The sequence below is a fragment of the Peribacillus sp. NPDC097284 genome (genome assembly GCF_044761765.1).
In the GTDB taxonomy this organism is placed as follows: domain Bacteria; phylum Bacillota; class Bacilli; order Bacillales; family DSM-1321; genus Peribacillus.
The window spans coordinates 323194-344232 of the sequence record NZ_JBIWCZ010000003.1 but is presented as its reverse complement, the minus strand read 5'-3'; the positions used below and the strand labels follow the sequence as shown (position 1 = coordinate 344232).

Annotated in this window: 21 protein-coding genes; 2 read left to right on the top strand and 19 right to left on the bottom strand. The window is 36.6% G+C overall.

Annotated features, from left to right (window positions below; genetic code table 11):
- Positions 1–34: 34 nt before the first annotated feature.
- Together ACIQXU_RS09680 and ACIQXU_RS09675 are read right to left on the bottom strand one after the other, a co-directional pair.
- Positions 35–166, bottom strand: coding sequence for a paeninodin family lasso peptide (locus ACIQXU_RS09680; protein WP_402988644.1), 132 nt, complete (start codon positions 164–166; stop codon positions 35–37).
- A gap of 4 nt (positions 167–170) precedes the next feature.
- Entirely contained in the window at positions 171–2129 is a 1959-nt protein-coding gene (locus tag ACIQXU_RS09675) for a lasso peptide isopeptide bond-forming cyclase (protein ID WP_402988641.1), read from the bottom strand.
- Positions 2130–2832: 703 nt separating this feature from the next.
- On the opposite strand from ACIQXU_RS09675, the gene ACIQXU_RS09670 reads away from it, so the two are divergent.
- Positions 2833–3501: a VTT domain-containing protein gene (locus tag ACIQXU_RS09670; protein WP_402873077.1), complete on the top strand. Its 669-nt coding sequence runs from the start codon at positions 2833–2835 to the stop codon at positions 3499–3501.
- A 74-nt stretch (positions 3502–3575) separates the two neighbouring features.
- Here ACIQXU_RS09670 and speD read toward each other — a convergent pair whose 3' ends face one another.
- The 4 genes from speD to ACIQXU_RS09650 all read right to left on the bottom strand — a co-directional run bounded on the left by speD (position 3576) and on the right by ACIQXU_RS09650 (position 7478).
- Positions 3576–4391 (bottom strand): adenosylmethionine decarboxylase, encoded by an 816-nt coding sequence (gene speD, locus ACIQXU_RS09665; protein ID WP_402988637.1) that lies wholly within the window; start codon positions 4389–4391, stop codon positions 3576–3578.
- Positions 4392–4747: 356 nt separating this feature from the next.
- Complete coding sequence (locus ACIQXU_RS09660; RefSeq protein WP_402988632.1) at positions 4748–5893, bottom strand: S1C family serine protease; 1146 nt, start codon at positions 5891–5893, stop codon at positions 4748–4750.
- Positions 5894–6161: 268 nt separating this feature from the next.
- Positions 6162–6839 carry an oxidoreductase gene (locus ACIQXU_RS09655; protein ID WP_402958851.1) on the bottom strand — a complete coding sequence of 226 codons (678 nt, stop codon included), beginning with the start codon at positions 6837–6839 and terminating at the stop codon, positions 6162–6164.
- A 60-nt stretch (positions 6840–6899) separates the two neighbouring features.
- On the bottom strand, positions 6900–7478 hold the full coding sequence (locus tag ACIQXU_RS09650; RefSeq protein WP_402988627.1) for a histidine phosphatase family protein: 579 nt from the start codon (positions 7476–7478) through the stop codon (positions 6900–6902).
- Between the two features lie 347 nt (positions 7479–7825).
- Here ACIQXU_RS09650 and ACIQXU_RS09645 point away from each other — a divergent pair, with 347 nt between their 5' ends.
- Entirely contained in the window at positions 7826–8356 is a 531-nt protein-coding gene (locus ACIQXU_RS09645) for a DUF2179 domain-containing protein (RefSeq protein WP_402958845.1), read from the top strand.
- A 40-nt stretch (positions 8357–8396) separates the two neighbouring features.
- Here ACIQXU_RS09645 and ACIQXU_RS09640 read toward each other — a convergent pair whose 3' ends face one another.
- The 13 genes from ACIQXU_RS09640 to ACIQXU_RS09580 form a co-directional block, all read right to left on the bottom strand.
- Entirely contained in the window at positions 8397–8675 is a 279-nt protein-coding gene (locus tag ACIQXU_RS09640; RefSeq protein ID WP_402873097.1) for an HNH endonuclease, read from the bottom strand.
- 188 nt (positions 8676–8863) lie between these two features.
- A complete protein-coding gene (locus ACIQXU_RS09635) occupies positions 8864–9067 on the bottom strand; it encodes a hypothetical protein (protein WP_402988621.1) in 204 nt (67 codons plus the stop codon).
- 64 nt (positions 9068–9131) lie between these two features.
- Positions 9132–9887 (bottom strand): exodeoxyribonuclease III, encoded by a 756-nt coding sequence (locus ACIQXU_RS09630; protein WP_402873103.1) that lies wholly within the window; start codon positions 9885–9887, stop codon positions 9132–9134.
- Positions 9888–9964: 77 nt separating this feature from the next.
- A complete protein-coding gene (cls, locus tag ACIQXU_RS09625; protein ID WP_402988615.1) occupies positions 9965–11470 on the bottom strand; it encodes a cardiolipin synthase in 1506 nt (501 codons plus the stop codon).
- A 102-nt stretch (positions 11471–11572) separates the two neighbouring features.
- On the bottom strand, positions 11573–13009 hold the full coding sequence (glgA, locus tag ACIQXU_RS09620) for a glycogen synthase GlgA (protein WP_402988610.1): 1437 nt from the start codon (positions 13007–13009) through the stop codon (positions 11573–11575).
- A 13-nt stretch (positions 13010–13022) separates the two neighbouring features.
- Positions 13023–14129, bottom strand: coding sequence for a glucose-1-phosphate adenylyltransferase subunit GlgD (gene glgD / locus ACIQXU_RS09615; RefSeq protein ID WP_402873112.1), 1107 nt, complete (start codon positions 14127–14129; stop codon positions 13023–13025).
- A gap of 16 nt (positions 14130–14145) precedes the next feature.
- Entirely contained in the window at positions 14146–15312 is a 1167-nt protein-coding gene (locus ACIQXU_RS09610) for a glucose-1-phosphate adenylyltransferase (RefSeq protein WP_402873115.1), read from the bottom strand.
- A complete protein-coding gene (gene glgB, locus ACIQXU_RS09605; RefSeq protein WP_402988607.1) occupies positions 15312–17252 on the bottom strand; it encodes a 1,4-alpha-glucan branching protein GlgB in 1941 nt (646 codons plus the stop codon). The genes ACIQXU_RS09610 and glgB overlap by 1 nt, the downstream gene beginning before the upstream one ends.
- 257 nt (positions 17253–17509) lie before the next feature.
- Positions 17510–18523 (bottom strand): glycoside hydrolase family 15 protein, encoded by a 1014-nt coding sequence (locus tag ACIQXU_RS09600; protein ID WP_402988603.1) that lies wholly within the window; start codon positions 18521–18523, stop codon positions 17510–17512.
- Positions 18524–18792: 269 nt separating this feature from the next.
- Positions 18793–19119, bottom strand: a complete 327-nt coding sequence (locus tag ACIQXU_RS09595; RefSeq protein WP_402873123.1) for an AzlD domain-containing protein — start codon at positions 19117–19119, stop codon at positions 18793–18795.
- Positions 19110–19847, bottom strand: coding sequence for an AzlC family ABC transporter permease (locus ACIQXU_RS09590; protein WP_402988600.1), 738 nt, complete (start codon positions 19845–19847; stop codon positions 19110–19112). The genes ACIQXU_RS09595 and ACIQXU_RS09590 overlap by 10 nt, the downstream gene beginning before the upstream one ends.
- 25 nt (positions 19848–19872) lie before the next feature.
- On the bottom strand, positions 19873–20379 hold the full coding sequence (locus ACIQXU_RS09585; RefSeq protein WP_402988597.1) for a mismatch-specific DNA-glycosylase: 507 nt from the start codon (positions 20377–20379) through the stop codon (positions 19873–19875).
- 227 nt (positions 20380–20606) lie between these two features.
- Positions 20607–20828 carry a hypothetical protein gene (locus ACIQXU_RS09580; protein ID WP_402988595.1) on the bottom strand — a complete coding sequence of 74 codons (222 nt, stop codon included), beginning with the start codon at positions 20826–20828 and terminating at the stop codon, positions 20607–20609.
- Between the last annotated feature and the right edge of the window lie 211 nt (positions 20829–21039).

Genomic DNA, 21039 nt, shown 5'->3' with positions numbered 1-21039 from the left:
AATATATCATGATAATTTAACTTTTACTTCTTCATTAACTAAATGTTAGTTTGCCTCTTGGTGTGTCATCAGGAAAAGTGGCGTCTGTATAGTCACCATCTTTTCCTAACAGAGTCATATTGACATCAAGTAATTCTAATTTTGGTTTCTTCCATTCTTTTTTCATATTTTCACCCCCCCTCAGGTATTTTTTTTAGAAATCGATTAATAATTAGACTACGCATTAAAAGCTTGAGATTTGGGTCAATAGCCTGGTCAGGTTTAACCCCTGACTTAACCTTTGATAATCCCTCTTGAATCACTTGAGCATCGACATATTTTAAAAGGCTTTTATCTGTATTCAATTGTTCCAGTTCAGTTTTATACGTTTCCCACTGAGGTATCATTCGATGCATCCAATCTACCCCTTGTACACCGCGAATAGTTTGGTTTAGTCTCACATTATCTGGTAAGTAGTTTACAGTTGATCTGCGAATCAGGGCCCTATCTAACCCGTCTTGAACATATTGATGCTCTGGTAGAGACAAACAAAACCGAACTACACGTATATCATTAGAGGGATCCCTCTTCCATAATGAATAACGTAATGAAAGTTTCGTAGAAAGTGTATTTCCAGCATTCCAGTTAAAGACATCATCAAAATGTCTTTTCCTCATCAGATATTTATTATCTGAGGAAAACATTTGTCCTCTTTGATTGATCCCTTGTTCACCGAATCTTTTATAAACTCCTGTATTCTCCGCAAATTCAGGATTAATAAGTTGAGGGTAAGTAGTACTATTTGACCTTTTATCTGGAAATATACGATCAATCATAGGAAACCCTATTCTTGCGATTAGCGGTAAATTTCTTAATCTAGCTCCACCTGCGTTTTGGCTATATTTGTTTAGTTCTTGAAAAAGCCGAACCCATTTGACCTTTTTTAATAGAATGGAGTAATAATCTAAAGCCGAACCCCAGGAAATAGTAAAATTCCCTCTATCACCATTTAGTAATATACCCACTCCTTCCCCATTCGCTTTTTCAAACATGCCTTTTAACCAAAAGGAGTTTTCGAAAAATTTATAAGGCATTTCCATTATTTCAAGAAAATCATCAATTTCAGAAAATGAATCTTTCCCTTGAAAGTTATAATAATGATCTTTAATTCCCCCTACAAACTCTACGGTTGATTTAATATAAGGCCTTTCATCTGCCACATAATATCTTGGAGTAAAATCTTTAAAATCATCTGGAGGAATGTAACTAAAGGTATGTAATTCTTTATTCTGTTTTCTTAATGGTTGAGCAGCAAAACTAACAACGGCTCCTGAATCCAGACCACCACTTAATTGAGAACCTACTTTCTTATGTGTTCTTAACCGTGATGTAACGGATTCTTGAAAGATACTTTGAAATGCCTCGATATACTCTTCATTTGATTTTAGTTTAAGAGTTTCAACTTCTGTTAAATACGAATACCTTTTAAAAGTTATTTTATTGTTTTCTATTGAAATGCTATGAGAAGGAGGTACTTGGTTAATAGTTAAATAAGGGGTAATGGAAGAATCCACCGCATCAATCATACCTGATATTACCAAATACTCAGCCAACCATTCCTCATTCAACCTCTTCTCGACATAAGGTAATGCAAGCAGCGGTTCTATCGTCGTTGAAAATGCTAATTTATCTTCATTCTTGAAATAATATAGAGTCCGACTTCCTGAAAAGTCTCTTGCTCCGAAAAGCTTGTGTTGTTTTTGATCCCAAATCATAAAAGCAAAATCACCCACTAAATACTTTGGTGTTTCATCTCCCCATTTATGGTAGGCTAGCAGGATTAACTGGCTATCGGTCATATATGGTCGATCCGATTTCTCTACCTGTAAGCGATTGAACAATTCATCTCGATTATCAATGATCGCATCAGCTGTTATCGCAAGTTGTCTAGCATAATCATAGAATGGCAGAGTTTCATTCACCGATTCAGGAGTGATCCACTGATTGTGGCAACCAAGGAAGATTTTTTCATCATTCCAAACTTGAATGCTATCGGCCGGGAACTTACGAAATGAATTCATTAATAGCTCTCCATGCTGGAGATCGATTGGTTCTTGATTTAAATGATAGAGTCCCGCGATTGCACTCATGTTCTCTTCCTCCCAGCGATGATTAAAAAAGCTTATTAAAGTCCTTTATTAACTACCTATCATAAAAAAAGATGTAAGATTCCTTTTTCGTTCTTTATAAAGAACTTCTATATGTACAAAGTAACATCTCTCTCTATTAAATGTCAATAACTTGTAAATTGATTTGTACAATAATTAAACTTTTCCTTCTATTTCGACATTTACTTTATTTATCATGTATATATTTGGGTATAAAATTATTTAATATGTAGTCTTACAGAGATGAATTCACCAAGAGATAATAAGAACTCAAACCATTAAATTTTTTTACGAATTCTCTTTACTTTCATTGAATAAAGAAAAAGGCCATCTTATGAATTCCTCTTGAACTTGAACAATTTATATTTAATTTGGTTATCTTCACACCTGAGATTTTGCTAACAATCACAGAATAGCAGTCTTACCGCACTCTTCTCAACAAGGTGGGACCCATCCTTGAAGTCCTATACTCCAATACAAACATTTTTCGCCCCCCATTACATTTTAATACTCAATTCATCCCCATATTCCCAGTTATAAACCATTTACTTGGCATAATATAATATGTAATATTACTAAGGGTGTAAATCTGGCTTTTTTCTTTATCTTTTTATCCGTCTTTGGAATTATTTTTATCAAACTACATTCTAGAATTTTTTAATCTCATAAAGGAGGGTGCATTAATTTGCATAATCTTTTACATTTTACTCAATCGATCGATACGGATTTGACTCAATATATCACTGTTTTCGGTAAACAAATTTATGTCATTTTATTCATCATCATTTTCGCGAAGACGGCTTATATTGTTCTGACTTTCCTGCCTGGAGATGCGACTTTGTTTGCCAGCGGTACCATTGCTGCGATTGGACACTTGAGTTTCCCTACACTTTTGTTCCTTTTCTTCCTTGCAACTGTTGCGGGGGACGCCCAGAATTATTTTATCGGGAACCTGATTGGGAAATCCACGAAGAAAGAAAAAAAATACTCAGTATTTAAGTACATCCCAAATAAATCTATTGAAAAGACCCATCGATTTTTAACCAGTTATGGAAAATACGCGATTATGTTCTCCCGATTCGTTCCTTTACTTAGCACAACCTTACCTTTCATTAGTGGGTTCACACGCTATTCGTTCAAACGATTTATCGGACATAATATGGTCGGAGCGATGGTCTGGACGATCACTTGGGTATGTGCGGGTTACCTACTCGGCAACCTTACATGGGTAGGTAGTCATTTATTCCTCTCATTGCTCGGCATTACTCTTATCAGCTTTATCCCTCCATTCATCGCGTTTACCATTGAATATGCGAAAAAGAAAACGGCTGCCGCAAAAGTCCTTGAAATCTGACTTTTGCCTGCAGCCGTTTTGGCTTCAATTACTATTGTAAAGTTAACAAGTTATTCTTACCCAAGGTGCTAGTCTTACTTGGGTACCGGAACATTTGCCCCGTAAAAAATTTCATCCATTTCCGTTTGAAGCCTTTCGATAATTTCATCACGTTCAGCTGGTTTTAGTTTTTCTTCTGAATAACCAAATAGATAATTGTTTAGCTCGAATCTTTTCAGTTTACATTTAGTATGAAAGATATTCTCTTGGTACACATTCACATCTATCATATCGTATAATCCCTTTACTTCATCAGGGATATAATTTTGAATGGAATTTATATCATGATCGATGAACAATTTGCGACCATTTGTATCTCTGGTAAATCCTCGAACCCGATAATCTATCGTGATGATATCGGTGTCAAAAGAATGAATCAGGTAATTGAGTGCTTTTAATGGAGAAATTTCCCCACACGTAGATACGTCAATATCAGCCCTGAATGTGCTGATTCCCTCATTGGGATGAAACTCAGGATATGTATGAACCGTAATGTGGCTCTTATCCAATTGCATGACAACATTGTTCGGCAAAGGTCCAGGCGTTTCCTTATAGGTATCGGTGGGTACTTCTACGACGGGCCCCTCGGAAATAAGCATCGTCACGCTTGCTCCCTGTGGTATGTAATCCTGTTTGGCTGTATTCAAAACATGAGCTCCAATTAAATCCGATACATTCTTCAATATGCTAGAGAGTCTTTCCGCATTGTATTGTTCATCAATATATTCTAAGTATGCTTCACGTTCCTTTTTTGTTTTCGTATAACAAATATCATACATATTAAAACTTAATGATTTAGTAAGATTGTTAAAGCCATGAAGTTCAATTCTTTGCTCAGGTGTAATTTTCATGAACGATTCCCCTTAATTTTTTTACCAACCATACTTATAGTTACCCATTATTTGAGAATAAAAACTTTTAAAATGGTAGATGAGTTTACCTATATATAACTTCTAAATTAAACTAAAATAGGTAATGGGAATTAAATGTATTTTAAATTGTTGTTTATATCTTAACAACTATTTAGATTTTAAAATGATATATTCTAGCGAGGTTGTTTTTGGAATAAATATTTAAGACATTTTAATATTCTATAAAAAAGGTAGTTTTATTAATTTTTTTCTGGAAAATAGTGTTTTCAGGAAAAAATCCATCCCTGTTTAATCGGAATTGATTCTTTACAGTTATAAGTTTCAAAGCCCGTCATTTAATAATCACTATCATCTTCATTGCCATCTTCATTACCTTCGTTATCCTCATAATTCTCGTAGTCTTCATCCTCATCTTCGTCTTCATAACCATCTTCGTCAGAATAATCTTCGCCATCCTCAGCCAAGTCTTCGTCTTCATAGTCCGAATAATAATCTTCATCCATATCTTCACTATCATCTTCGTCTATAATTTCCTCTTCATAGTCTTCAAAGTCTTCGTACTCATCGTAGTCTTCAAAATCTTCATCTGATTCTGACCATTCATCTGGGATATCATAATAACTGTCTTCTTCATCATTATAATCGCCCCCCTCGAAATACCAATCACCATCTGATTCGTCTTCGTAATAATAACTGCCGGAATCATTGTAAAATAAATCGCTAATTTCCTGTTCTGAGAGAGGTTGGGCGATCCAGCCTTCGATTAACAGGAATATATCCTTTATTGGTATACTGAATCCTACGGATTCATCCGTTATTAATCTTGCTGAATTAATGGCCACAGCCTTTCCTGTTTCCATGGAAACAAGAGGTCCACCGCTACTTCCTGGAGCAATATGAGCTGACATTTGATAAATATTATCATATGAACGCTCTCCAATAAAGAAACTGCGATCCACTCCAGTTATGGTCCCAAGCGTTGCTGTATTCTCAAGACCCAAAGGGCTGCCAAGTGCGACTACTTCCTGACCAATTTTGGCCCCTCCTGTTTTTTCAAGATCAATTGGCTTTATCCCGGCTAATTTGGGAACTCTAATAATGGCTACATCTGTATCGGTCGAATAGCCGATAACCTTTCCATTATACTCTGTGCCACCTTTATCTTTAATGCTTGCTTCAAGATACCCTTCCACAACATGTGCATTTGTCAGGACATCACCTTTGTCATTGATTAAAAATCCCGAACCCTGGCTGTTCCCGGCAAAAATGGTATACACTTTTTTCTGAGATTCCTCGATGATTTGCGTAACACTTTTTTTTGTATCTTCATTCATCTTCTCAACTGGTTTTGATGCAACCACCCTTGTTACTTCTTTCTTTTTCCCCGTTTCATTTTTATCTTTTTTGGTTTCTACTACAGTAGGTATAGTGGCTGTTTTTTTATTGTCCGCTTCATCCCAATAATATTTGATGGTAAACACAAAAGTTAATGTGCTTAAAATACTTAATATAACTAAGAATGGTATTAATTTAGATTTCTTTTTCTTATTCCCACAACTAGGACAATAGCGACCATCGCTTGATAGTTTCTTACCACATGTTGAACAAAACAAAATATCACCTATTCCTCTAAGACTTTATACCTATTATATTGAAAAATAAGGAACTTATATATCAAAATTCATAAAAATAAAAACGAGCCTCATATAATTGGCCCGCTTTCGTTTTTTTATCTTATCAATCAAACTCCTAATATAGTTCTCTCTCATTAGCAAGTTCCTCTATTTCATTGGACTGGTACACATGGTTTCCTGAATTAACGGATTTTGCCGCAATACTCATGGCAGTAGCCACCGTTTCTACATGTATGGCGCGATATGGGCGAAGAGGTCCCACTAACAAAAATTTAAAAATCGAACTCAGTTTACCGGATATCTTTTCACCGATACGGAGTTCTTTTCGTTCTCCGATTAGTAACGAAGGTCTGAAAATATGTAAAGAATTCAATTTTAATTGTTTTAGTATTTCTTCCATATCTCCCTTTACTCGACTGTAAAAGAAACTTGATTTAGAGTCAGCACCGATAGCACTTATAACTAACACATTCTCTACATTTGCCGCTTTTGCCAATTTTCCCGCCTCTACAACGTAATCATAATCAACTTTCCGAAAAGCTTCTTTAGATTTCGCTTTTTTAATCGTAGTGCCTAAACATATGAACACATCATTGACATGAAACAAATCTGCAAATTCTTTCATATTATCAAAATCGACAATATGCACTTTACAGACGGAATCTTTATATTCTAGTTCTCTTCTCGTAAATAGATGTATGGTTTGATAATCCTTACTAGTACATAACCTTTTCAATAGTTGGGTGCCTACAACCCCAGTTGCACCTAAAACTAACGCAGTTTTTTTAGTCATGATTTCCTTCTTTCTCGTATAGGCTGCTCAATAGCAACCGAACTGTTAAATTAGAAAGGATTAGGACAAGTGATTCACTTGATTATAATCGGCTATAACCCATGAATTCAGTTCAAACTTGATTGTACTCAGGCAAGCATTTGATAATCTGGTTTCAGTTGATACAATCTTTTCATTCGACATCATACGTAAAATCATATGAATGACCGCCCCATGTGCAACTAAAATTACTTTCTTATCAGGATATTCTGCTTCAATATCCTGTAGGCCTTTCATAAGGCGTTCTCGTAAACTTTCCTGGTCTTCCTGATTAGGGTATTCTTTATTAAAAAATGTGGATTCCCTCTCATCAGCTGTCATTCCTTCAGCGTCCCCAAAATTCTTTTCAATGAATTCCTCTTTAATAATAATTGGGGAATCGATTATTGCACCTATAATATTGGCTGTAGCCCTTGCTCTTTTTAGAGGACTAGTAAAAATTACATCCCACTTGTCTTTGAATAAAAACTCTCCACACTTCCTGGCCTGCCTCTTTCCATTTTCATTAAGTGGTATGTCTGTTTGTCCCTGTAACCGTCCTTCTACATTCCAATCTGTTTCTCCATGGCGTACTATACAAATCGTTGTAATAACCTTCAACCCTTTCGTTTTAGAGTGGTGAACTTTTCACAGTTTTAAATTTCCTTTGCATGCTTTTGCAAGTGAACATGAAAATCCTTAATACAAGGCAATTTAACATGAATTGGACCAACAAGTGAAAGCAGAAGACACCCTCTTCTTCACATGTGATAAATAGTTAGAACAATAATACCAAATTTAAGATTGATTTAGTACCTAGAACTACTAACTAAAAAAGTGATAGGATGTGCATGCCCATGTTCATGCATAATATTTCCATAGCTTTATTGTGTGCCATATGTTTAGATTATGGAAGATGTTTCATATAGAATAGTTAATGGACTTAATTATAATGGAGAGGTGCCCAATTGAAGGAAATATTATTAATCTTATTATTGCAACTTATTTATGTTCCCATCTATACATTACGTACCATATTCTTAGTCAAAAACTTAACCTCTTTGGCCTCTATTTTAGGCATAGCCGAGATGTTAGTTTATGTATTTGGACTATCCCTCGTATTTGGTGGAGACCAAAGCATATTGGCCATGGTTGTATATGCAGTTGGTTTTGGAATAGGTATCATATTCGGGACGAAAATTGAGCAAAAACTTGCTATTGGTTTTATCAATGTTACCGTTAATACACAGACGAAAAACACCCAATTGATGGACACATTAAGGAACAACGGCTTTGGTGTTACTCTCTATACAGGCGAAGGAAGGGATAGTAACCGTTATCGGATGGAAATATTAACAAAACGTAACCGAGAACAAGAATTAATTGCTACAATTGAAAAATTCGAACCTAAAGCTTTCATCATTTCTTATGAACCGAGGTATTTTAAAGGTGGATTTTTACTGGATCGTTTAAAGAATAGGGGAAGCATGAATAGATAAATAATACGAAGGCCCATCTAATTCAAGATGGGCCTTCGTATTATTTAGTTTTGGACTTTCTTGTTTTTACAGATTTGCTAGCAGGTTGCTTCTTGATCCATTTTATATATTTTTTCAAAGCTTCATCATCTTTTAACAAAATAACGGTATATAATCTTATGGCTAACTCCCGGTTTGAATATAAGGCATGAATTTGCTTGTGGCACGATTTACAAAGAAAAGCGGTTGGTAACTGACTGCCTCCTTCCTCCCTGGGCGTTAGATGGTGCACAGTCAGTTCTATCTCACTTCGAGAACAAAGCTCACACGTCCCTTGCATGGTTCCACCTCATCCATTAATGGTTCAATATTTTACCTTCTTCCACAATATGAAACATCAAATGTTCCATGTGATGAATTGGACCATACTCTTGCTCTTCTTCCTCCATCCCTTGCAAATAAAGAACCATGAATTCATAACAATCATTTCTTGAAAATGAATAACAATCACTAGGATCATTGTTTTCTTCAGGATATAGCAGGATGAGATGGGAAAGGAGTCCGTCTCCATTTTTGGTCAAAAAAGACAAAGCTACCTACATCTTTTTCAAGTTCGAATAACCTTCGGAAACCACTTGCCCCTGCTTCAATAAATTCACTGGCTGTAAGCTTTTGTACTTGCATGCTATCTATATGATTTTCTTGATGGAAGCTTGCAATAAACGTTCTCATCACGTCACCCCCCGTTAAACTGGATAACGGATAGTATATTCCCATACCATCAGATTTATCCTACTTAAAAGGCCGTTTCCAAGACAATTGGACAATGATCGCTACCCATTATATTTGAATGAATGCTAGCATCTTTTAAATCTACAGCCAACCGCTCCGAAACAATAAAATAATCAATCCGCCAGCCAATATTTCTTTCTCTTACCTTGCTCATATAAGACCACCAAGAGTATGAACCTTCTTTGTTTGGATAAAAATGACGAAAAGTATCAATGAAACCCGATTCTAACAAGTTAGTCATTTTACCTCTTTCCTCCAGGGTGAAGCCGGAGTTTCCAACATTCGTTTTGGGGTTTCTTAAGTCTATCTCGGAGTATGCTACATTAAGGTCCCCACAATAAATGACTGGTTTATTCATATCCAAGGCTTTTAGATATTCGATCATTTCATCTTCCCATTCCAAACGATAGTCCAGTCTCGTTAAATCTCGTTTGGCATTAGGCGTATACACGTTTACCATATAAAATTTTTCAAATTCAAGAGTTATTATTCTTCCTTCAGGCTCTTCATCTCGGTCACCAACTCCATATTTAACCGAAATAGGTTTTTCCTTCGTGAATATCGCCGTTCCTGAATACCCTTTTTTCAAAGCATAATTCCAATATTGATAATAGCCTTCTAAATCAAGTGTGATTTGCCCTTCTTGAAGCTTTGTTTCCTGCAGACAAAAAATATCGGCATCCACATCTTTAAAGTAATCTAAAAATCCCTTTTTCACACACGCTCTTATGCCATTTACGTTCCAAGATACCAATTTCATTTTTTATTCTATTCTCCTTATATCTATCTGTTTTGACTTCCAATCCTACTATACTATGATTTCTTAATGCATGCCCATCATAGAATATTGGAAAATAGTCGGGCAAATGATTCTTTTGAACGTTCCAATAGTGTCCTATTTTTATAGGTTAATGGATCAATCTTTTCACAATCTTTTATATCTTCTTGAAAATGAGTGGCTAAATCAGCAATGGAACTATTACCCATCAAGAAGACATTTACCTCAAAGTTTAAATGAAAGCTTCGCATGTCCATATTTGCCGTACCTATCGAAGCCATGTCTCCATCCACAATGATTATTTTTTGGTGTAGGAAACCTTTTTTATAGGAGTATATTTCTACGCCAAATTGTAGAAGCTCACCAAAATAGGAGCGGCTCCCATACTGGGTTAAGAACCCGTCATTTACAGCAGGAACCATAAGACGAACTTGTATCCCTTTTAAAGCAGCATTCTTCATCGCAGCTTTAATTGCTTGATTGGGGACAAAGTATGGACTTGCTATCCAAACTGATTTGGTTGCAGTCGTTATGAGGGAAAAATAATAATCGCTCATGATTCCCTGCTGGGTATCGGGTCCACTCGCAACAACTTGGACAGCTCCATCTCCCTTTTCAAATTTATTCATTTTTGGTCGTTCTTCTAAGACATCTTCTCCACTTACATATTCCCAATCCATCAGGAATACGGTATGGAGCATATAAACAGCTTCCCCTTTAAGAACCATATGTGTATCACGCCAAAATCCAATGTTTTTATTTTTTCCAAGATATTCTTCCCCTACATTCAGTCCGCCAACAAAACCAATCTCTCCATCTATGATGATTATTTTCCGGTGATTTCTAAAATTGAATTTTTGATTAAAAAATCCGTGCTTTAACGGCGAAAATGGAAATATCTTCACACCTGCCTCTTTCATTCTATTGATTTCTTTATTTGCTAGACTTAAGCTTCCTGCTGCATCAAAGATAAATAATACCTCTACCCCTTCCTTTGCTTTTTCAATGAGGATATCGATGATTTCCTTACCAAGCCTGTCAGAACGAAAAATATAATATTCTATATGTATAAACTTTTCCGCCTTTTTTAACTGTTGAATGATTTCTGTAAATGTTTCATTCCCATTTTTCAAAACTTTCGTTTCTGAAGATGTACTGATGGTTGTTTCTGAAGCATTCTTTGCAAAATCCGCAAAAGATTGCTGATGATTATTCAGAAACGATAAATCAGGAGCTGATATGTCATTGACAAGGTTCTTCCATTCTTCTCTATCTTTTCTTCTTTTAGATTGAAATAAATATCCTTTTAGATAAAGTTGACCTGAAAACAAATAGAAAATAAATCCAAAAACAGGAAAACAAAAAAGAACATACATCCATAAAAGTGTATCATGGGCAAATCTATTTTCTAGCATAAGTGAGATCATCGTAATAAGCATAACCAAGATATATAATCCCATAAAAAATAGCTTCACATTGAAGCTAGCATAGCTAAATAAAACCATATAAACAGATGCGATTAAAATAAATAAAAACACAATTTCCATTCTTCTTCTACTTTTCATTTTCATTCTCCTACAAATAATTTATATTTATATATACCCATGAAGTATGACAAAAGAAACAAAAACACTTACGAAAATTAATCGTAAGTGTTTTATACTGTCTTATTTTTTGATTGTTAATAAGCTTTCATATAAATCTATATATTCGGAAGATGAGGAATCCCAACTGAAATCTTCATTCATGGCATTTTCAGTCAACTGCTTCCATCTTTTTGGTTGGAATTTATACATTCCTACCGCTTGTTCAATAGTATGAAGCATATCATGAGCATTATAGTTCGTAAAACTAAAACCATTACCTTCGCCTGTAAATTGATTGTAAGGGATGACCGTATCACGAAGGCCACCAGTCTCTCTCGCTAGCGGCAAAGCACCATAGCGCATTGCTATGAGCTGACCGATTCCACATGGTTCGAATTGTGACGGCATCAAAAAAATATCAGAGCCCGCATAAATCCTCCTGGCCATTCCTTCATCAAAATATGTGTTGGTTGATACTTGATTAGGATATTGCTCAGCCAAATTACGGAAAGCCCATTCATATTTTTCCTCGCCCGTTCCTAGTAATATGAATTGAATGCCTTGACCCATCATTTCATGGAAGACATGCAGGATAAGGTCTATCCCTTTTTGGTCAACCAATCGTGTCACCATTGATATAACTGGAACCTCATCATTGACTGGCAAATTCAATATTTCCTGTAATTCGCGCTTGTTTTTCATTTTCCCTTCATATGTGGAAAAAGGCACGGGTAGATATTCATCTGAAGCAGGATTATAGGATTCATTATCGATCCCATTTATGATGCCTTTAAGATCCCCGTTCCGTTTACGCAGATAGCCATCCAGTTGCTCTCCATAATAGGGAGTCTGTATCTCTTCTGCATAACTTGGACTTACGGTTGTAATATAGTTAGAGAAGGCCAGACCCGCTTTAAGATAACTCACATTACCGTGAAATTCAAGACCATCCATATTGAAATACAATTCACTTAAATCCAACAATTCCGCTAGGACAGTTTTAGGGTAGACACCTTGATAGAGTAAATTATGTATGGTGAATACCGTTTTAATATTTTCATATAATGGATGTTTTTGATAATGTGCTTTCAACAAGACACTCACAAGACCTGTTTGCCAATCATGACAGTGGATGATTTCTGGGTGATCGTCTAAAAAAGGTATGGATTCTAATATGGCACGGGAAAAAAATGCAAACCTTTCACCGTCATCAAAATATCCATAACTTCCGTGTCTTTTAAAATAATATTCATTATCAAGAAAATAATATGTAATCCCATTGGCAACCAACTTTTCAATTCCACAAAATTGTTGGCGCCAGCCTACAGGGACCTCGATACTGGTCACGTGTGTCATTTCCTGTTTAATTTGAAAAGGAAGGTCTTTAAACTTTGGAAGAATTACACTTACATTGATTCCCTGTTTTTTAAGTGCTTTTGGAAGTGCGCCTATCACGTCTCCAAGTCCTCCGGTTTTTATGAAAGGAGCGCATTCTGAAGCGGCAAATAGAACATTCATAGCTGTACCTCCATTAAATAACTTCTGCTTTCTTTATTACAGTTGGTTGTTGTAGGCCAATTACTTCTTTATCCCGTGTAATTCTAACTTCTTTATCCGTTATAATATTTTCTACGACTGCCCCTTCTTCTATCTCACCTTTTTGCATGATGATGCTGTTCTTTACGACTGCCCCTTTTTTCACCTTGACTCCTCTGAATAGAATACTGTTTTCAACTGTACCTTCAATATTACACCCATTGGCAATCAATGAATTAGTAACCTTGGAGGATTGTGTGTATTTAGCCGGAGCCTCGTTTTTAATTTTTGTATAGACATCCCATGTATCCCCAAAGAAAGTCCGAATGACGGCAGGATTCAAGAAATCCATATTACTCGAATGAAAACTTTCAATAGAATGTATGAACGGCATTTCTCCAGTGAAATGATAGCCTTTAACCGTAAAACGATGAAGATTGGCTTTAACCGCATCTTTCAAGAAATCGTATTCCCCATTGGCAACACAGCTCTTAATCAAATTGACCAAAAGGCTTTTACTGATAATGAAGGTTTCTAGACAAACATGGTCTCCCGGTTGAGGTATGGTAAAAAAGCTAATGTCGGTGATGGCGCCATCCGAATTCACTGAACATTTGTGGTAGATGGGTTTTTCAATGGACTCTCCCACATAATCTTTATAGACGACAGTGATATCCGCTTTCTCTTTTTTATGGTAAGCAAGCACTTCGTTAAAGTCCAATTTACAAACATGGCATCCAGGAGATATGATGACGGTGTCGGCATCTGCCCGTTCAAAAAAGCTGAGATGGTCATAAAATTGTTTCATGTCTCCAGTGACCGTTTCATCAGGATGTATAGGTGGCAAAATGAATAATCCACCTGAACGCCGGTCTAAGTTCCATTCTTTCCCTGATCCTAAGTGGTCCATAACAGAGAGGTATTTTTCCTTTGGAAAGACAGCGACCTTTGAAACATCCGCATGGATAAAGTTCGACATTGTGAAGTCGATTAGACGGTATCGTCCGCCAAATGGCACAGATGCCACATTACGGTGAGCAGTCAATTCTTTTAAATGTTGTTTTTCATTAATTAAATTGATGATTCCTAACACATTTTCCATTGCAGCTCCCCCTTGATCAATTAAGAGTTATCTTTTTTTTATTTGAATCAGTAATGGTCTGATTTTCTCCAATTAAGGTAATGTCAGAAGTCACGGTTGAATTACCTACCACTGCTCCGTCTTCAATCACGCAATTACTTGCTATGATACTTCTTTCAATGTGGACATTATTGCCAATGGTGACATTCGGCATTATGACCGAGTCTTTTATGGTTGAGCCAAATCCAACCTTGACATTATAGGATAAGACGGAATGGTCAATGTTCCCATAAATCATGCAGCCTTCATTCACGAGCGATTGTGTGACTTCCGCTTCTCTCGAAATATATTGTGGCGGATGATTAGCATTTCGGGCGAAAATTTTCCATTGCGGGTCATCTAACTGGAAATTAGGGTTTTCTTCCAATAAGTCCATATGGGCTTGCCATAGGCTCTCAACCGTTCCAACATCCTTCCAATATTCATTAAATCGATAAGCATACAATTTCTTTCTATCTTCCAGCATCTTTGGAATGATATTGCTGCCAAAATCATTGGAAGAATTCACATCTTTTTCATCATTTATAAGATATTTTCTTAATGTTTTCCAGTTGAAAAGGTATACACCCATTGACGCCAGATTACTCTTCGGGTATTTTGGCTTTTCATCAAATTGAGTGACCCTATCACCTTCATTCGTATTCATAATGCCGAAGCGGCTTGCTTCCTGCCAAGGTACTTGAATCACTGCTATAGTTGCCTCAGCAGATTTTTCGATATGATAGTCCAGCATTTTGCTATAGTCCATTTTATAAATATGGTCGCCTGAGAGGATTAACACATGCTCAGGATCATAGTTATCGATATACTGAATATTTTGATAAACAGCATTAGCTGTACCCTTATACCATTCCCCACCCTCTTTTCCTTGATAAGGGGGAAGGACAGAAACGCCACCCACATCTAAATCCAAGTCCCATGCTTTTCCGTTTCCGACATAATCATTAAGTATCAATGGCTGATATTGAGTCAGGACCCCAACCGTATCGATACCGGAATGAGTGCAGTTACTTAATGGAAAATCTATGATTCTATATTTACCACCGAAAGGAACTGCAGGTTTTGCCAATCCAATAGTTAATTCACCTAACCTTGAGCCTTGACCTCCTGCCAATAACATCGCAATCCACTTTTTTGCTCCCATTATTCGTTCACTCTCCCAGCCCTTTTTTTTGTTTGCTTCATAAAAATTGAAACCCCTAATGGAGGAACTGTAATATTCATACTGTATCTTTGGTTATGATAAGGTTCTTTTTTAACATGAAGAGGTTCTTGATTGATTTGTCCAGACCCTCCAAAGGTAAGGTCATCACTGTTAAATACCTCCATATACTTCCCTAGAGATGGGACACCAATTTTATGCTGATAGTGTGTCTGTTCTGAAAAATTACAAACCACGATACAATAATCTCCTTTTCGCTTACCTTTTCTCATAAATGTAAGAATGCTCTGGGAACGATTATTGGGATCTATCCATTCGAAACCATCCTGTACGTGGTCCTGTCGCCATAAAGATGAATGTTCTCGATAAAATTGTTGCAGGGTTCGAAAATAAAGAGCTAACTTTGTATGGGACTCATACTCCAAAAGAAACCAATCCAACTGTTCATCATCTTTCCATTCAATAAACTGTCCAAATTCCCCGCCCATAAAGAGAAGCTTTTTTCCTGGGTGCGTCATGAAATACCCGAGGAGCAAGCGCAAATTAGCAAACTTCTGCCAATAGTCTCCCGGCATCTTATTCAATAAAGACTTCTTTCCATGAACCACATCATCATGAGAGAAAGGCAAGACGAAATTTTCTGAAAATGCATAATGAAATGAGAAGGTTAAGAGGTTATGATGACTAGGTCTATCACTTGTTTCCAATTGCATATATCGGAGGATATCATTTGACCATCCCATATTCCATTTATAATTAAAGCCTAGACCTCCTATATCAGTTGGAGAAGTAATAAGGGGTCTATCTGTTGCTTCTTCAGCCATCATTAAGGCATTAGGATACTTATCAAAAATCACTTCATTCAATTTTTGTAAGAACCGAATCGCTTCTAGGTTCTCTTCCCCGCCATATTGGTTTTTAAGTTTTACTGGCAAGGGATTATCATGATTCAAATAAATCATGGAAGAAACGGCATCCACACGTACACCATCAATATGGTATACATCCATCCAGAACATCACATTTGATATGAGAAAACTAATAACCTCTGGTTTCGTAAAATCAAAATTAAATGTTCCCCATATTGGTCGATTAGCTCGATCAAATTCAATTGGTTCATAGAGTGGAGTACCATCAAAACAGCTAAGACCATGGGAATCCTTACAAAAGTGTGCGGGAACCCAGTCTAATATGACACCTATCCCTTTTTGGTGGCAAAGGTTCACCAAGTATTTAAAATCATTTGGAGATCCAAAGCGGCTATTTACTGAATAATAACCGGTCACCTGATATCCCCATGATTTATCGAAAGGGTGTTCCATTATGGCCATCAGTTCAATATGGGTAAATCCATTATCAACCACATACTCTACTAAGCTATCAGCCAACTCTCGATAGGTATAAAACTCGGACATCGCTGTCTGTCTCCATGTACCAGGGTGCACTTCATAAATGGACATGGGTTTTTGATAAACATTTCCCTTTTTCCTATCACTCAGCCATTTCGAGTCAGCCCAATCGAAGCTATTCAAACCATGGACAATGGAGGCTGTATCTGGTCTTTTTTCAGAATAAAAAGCATAAGGATCTGCCTTTAGAAATTGCTTATTTCCCGGTGAATGTATTTCGTATTTATACAAATCACCTTCTTTTAATCCAGGTATAAATAATACCCAGATACCGGAATTATCGATACGTTTCATAAAATGATCTGTACCGTCCCAATTATTAAAGTTTCCCACTACTGAAACTTTCTTGGCATGAGGTGCCCAAACCGCAAATCTTACACCTTCTATACCTGATGATGTTAGAATATGCGCCCCAAGCATTTTATAACTTTCATAAAGCGTACCTTCATGAAATAAATATAAATCAAAGTCACTTGGATAACTATCTTCTAGTTGGCCAATCATTGTCTTCATTTATCCGCCTCCATCAACATGAACAATATAAACTCGATAGCATATTCGTATCAATAAGTACCAGTTAATATATATATTCGTTAAAAATGGCATTTATCCTTCAAACAGAGGCGATATATTGTAATAAATGCCCTTTTTGCACTACCTTTAAACATTTTAATGGAAGAATATCCAATAAATGTAATAAAATATTTCCCCAAAAATAAATGTAAGCCCTTCCCTGGATGGGAAGAGCTTATTTTCATGCTCTAAATGACTTATTTAATTTTTTCATTCTGCATCATATTTGTTTTCTCCAAAAATAAATATGATAAAGAAACTGACCAAGCTAACGGGGTATTTCCGTTAGGGACGTCTCTTCCTCCAATATATAATTCGGGCACCTCCCAATTTAAAGGAATGATTTTTTTTGTTTTATCAATATAATCCATCGCCTTGTTCACCATACCTAGTTCAAGGTAGCAAAGTCCAATCCAAGGGAGCCCGAAGCACCATTCGGCTTCTTGCCCTTCATTATAATAAAGATCCTTCTCATAACGTATACAACCGTAAGTCCTTTCAAGACGATTCGTAACATTCTCTAAAATTTTTAGGGCAGTATTGCGATCAACTAGACGGTATGGATAAATTAATGATAAAAGGGCAAGATCGGTTTCCTTCATATAGCTTTCTCGTGGAAGCAGGAAACGAAGAGCTTCCTCACCCTTCTTAATTAATTCTTCCTTAACTGTCACAAGCATTTTTACGGAAGTTAAACCGGCTACACAAGCTCCAATACTTGAAGCATGTATTTCAATGTTCTCTTCCCACATCCCATTATCTCCGGCCTGCCAATATTGAAGACACTCAAGATAATCGACTAACTTTTGCACAATTTCCAAGTCATGTTCATCTCGTATGACCTTTTGCCCATTCCGGTAACCTTCGCCAACCCCCCATAAAAAAGCACCAATTGAATCATTCTGGGCATGACCCCATTCAACTGGAAGTTCTTTTAAATCAGTGGAGTACCGAGCATGAATATATTCAAAAAGATATTGAGGTTTTTTTTCGGTATGAATGTCTATTTTCCATTCATACATACGAAATATATCAAATAATGCATGATAGGCATTCATATATCGATCGGATGAATCAGTTAAAAAAGGTAACACTGTGTAAACTACATCCCTAACCCATACATAATTATAATCTTCAGAAAGACTTGCTGTATATGCCCCATTAGAAAGACGCATACGATCAAGGACTTCTAAGGCTCCATTTATATTCATTACTTAAACACCTCCGTAGCAATTTGCTTATTTCCATTATTAACAGCCATTCAATTATTAAACATTCATCCAATCTTTAAAGCGCTTACAATACGAATTCTTTTATTATAGAATATGTAAGCCCGCGCGTTTTTGATAATCAAGCTTCCTAAACCTTATAAGTTAAGATAAATCCCCACCCAATTATCACGCACCAAAAAAACCAGTGAGGCGAACCTCACTAGTTATATCGACGCATTCACTAAAAAGTTAGCACTTTTTAAATTTTTTTAAAAGAATATTCTTAATGCCATTAAAGAAAGAACACCTCCAAGTACGGTAATTAGTAAGCTTCGTGTAAAAATGGCTATTGCAAATGTAGGCAGGGCAGCGGCTAGGCTCAATAAATTTTCCCTTATAGAAAACGATTGATCCACTAAAAGAAGTTCTTGAGCAAGTAGGGCAGCCATGACAGCAACAGGAACATGTTTCAGCCAATTGATGCCCCACTCAGGAATATGCATTTTGCTAAGTAACACTAATGGTAAGACTCTAGGGATGACAGTAACGATGGCGGCCCCTAAGATCACATAGAAAATATATGCGTTTATTTCCACCTTTCAATCACCACCCCTATGGTTGATGCTAATATTGTTGCAACGATGACACCTGTGCTTCCAGAAAAAACAAAGCTTGAAGCCACTACAATTATGATGGCACTGAGAGCTACCAAACAGTCAAGAAAATACTTTTTATGGCTTAAAATCTGCAAAACAAGAAGCCCAATAAACATTGCAGGCAATGCAAAGTCCATGCCATATTTCTCGGGATTGGGAATCCATTGCCCTAAAAAGCCCCCTGCCATGTTTGCCACGAACCAATTAAAGTAGGCGGCAACATTCAGACCTAACATCCATTTAAAATTGATGGCTCTATTTAGCTTTGCATGATTAATGGCAACGCCAAAAGTCTCATCTGTTAACAAGGCACCTGTTAGTATATTTTGCTTCGTTGTTTGATGACGGAAATATGGTGCCAATGCCGCACTTAGTAAAAGATGGCGGCTGTTGATGAAAAAGATCGTAAAAACAATGGCAGAGATCGGATGACTTGCCGCAATCATGCCTGACGCTATAAATTGACCGGATCCTGCATATAATAAGAGGGAAATAAGGGCAATTTCCACCATGCTTAAGCCCGATGTTTTTTCGACTACCCCAGCCGCAAAGCCGATACTTAGATATCCCAGTAAAGTAGGGATACAGTCCTTCACCCCTTCCCAGAAACTTTGCCCTTCATTGACATCTGTATAGATACGCTCTTCTCCCAAACTATCCTGCCTCATAAGTCTCCGCCCTTATTATGTATTTTCACTTCTTCAAAAGCTCCGGCAATTCTCGATAGATTTCAATAATATCCTCTATCCTCATCCTAACCAAACCGCTTGAAGATGGGGCTACAAATTCCATCGTTTCCTTCGACCAAGGATCTTTCTGTAAGCCCCATGGTACGTCTCGTTTCTGCCGATACTCTTGATATACTCCCTTACCGACGAAACAAACAATCCTAGGCTTGAAAAGCTTTATCTTTGCAAGTAGTTGTTTTCTTCCCTCTTTGTATTCTTCTTTAGTGATATCGGCAGCCCCTTTTGTCGGTCTAGAAACAATATTAGTAAATCCAAAACCCAACCCTAATAAAGCGAAGTCTTCAGAAGGATCGTATTTTCTTTCGGTTAATCCAGCTTCGAAGAGAATCTTCCAGAAGCGATTATTTGGATTGGCATAATGATGTCCTGTCTGTCCTGAACGGATACTAGGATTGAAGCCAACAAACAGGATATCCAAATTTTCCGCTAGGTGATCGGGTATGCTGTACATTTTAAAACTCCTTTTATAACGTTAAGTTATCTCTTTTATATTATTGTACAAAACTGTAAAATATTTAACTACCTTTTCAGATGTTTTTATCTCGATAATAAATCCACGATGACTTAAAAAGGCAAAACTCTTTATAGATCGACCTATAAAAAAACAGCCATCCATTCAGATGACTGATTCTTTAAGAAGATTGCTGGCCAATCTTGACACATAAATCATGGAATGGTTTAATCATTTTCTTTATTGTCGTATTTGTTTTTTCGTTCCTGACACGTCTCATCTTGCTTACACTCTTTCTCCTTTTTTTTCTTGAGTGTAGCGTTGAACTTGTTATTGACTGTGAAGATATACCCGGGAATGATCTCTAATGAAAATGAATCGCCAGCCCGAAACCGTGCTAGAACTTTGCCTAGCCTTGAGCCTGTTGAGTCTTTTGAAAAAATGGACATTGATGTACCCCTTTCTTATTTAGCCTCAACAATAGTATATGGATACCTTGTCTCATTCGATTGGACTTATTATAGTAAGAAAACTTCTTAAAAGGGAAGAAACTAAATTCCTCGTATAAATGAACTGATTAAATTTTAGAATGAGGTTTCCATGGAATGCAAAAGACAACCACAAGGGTTGTTTAAGAGTCAATTCGCTTAGGCTGAATAA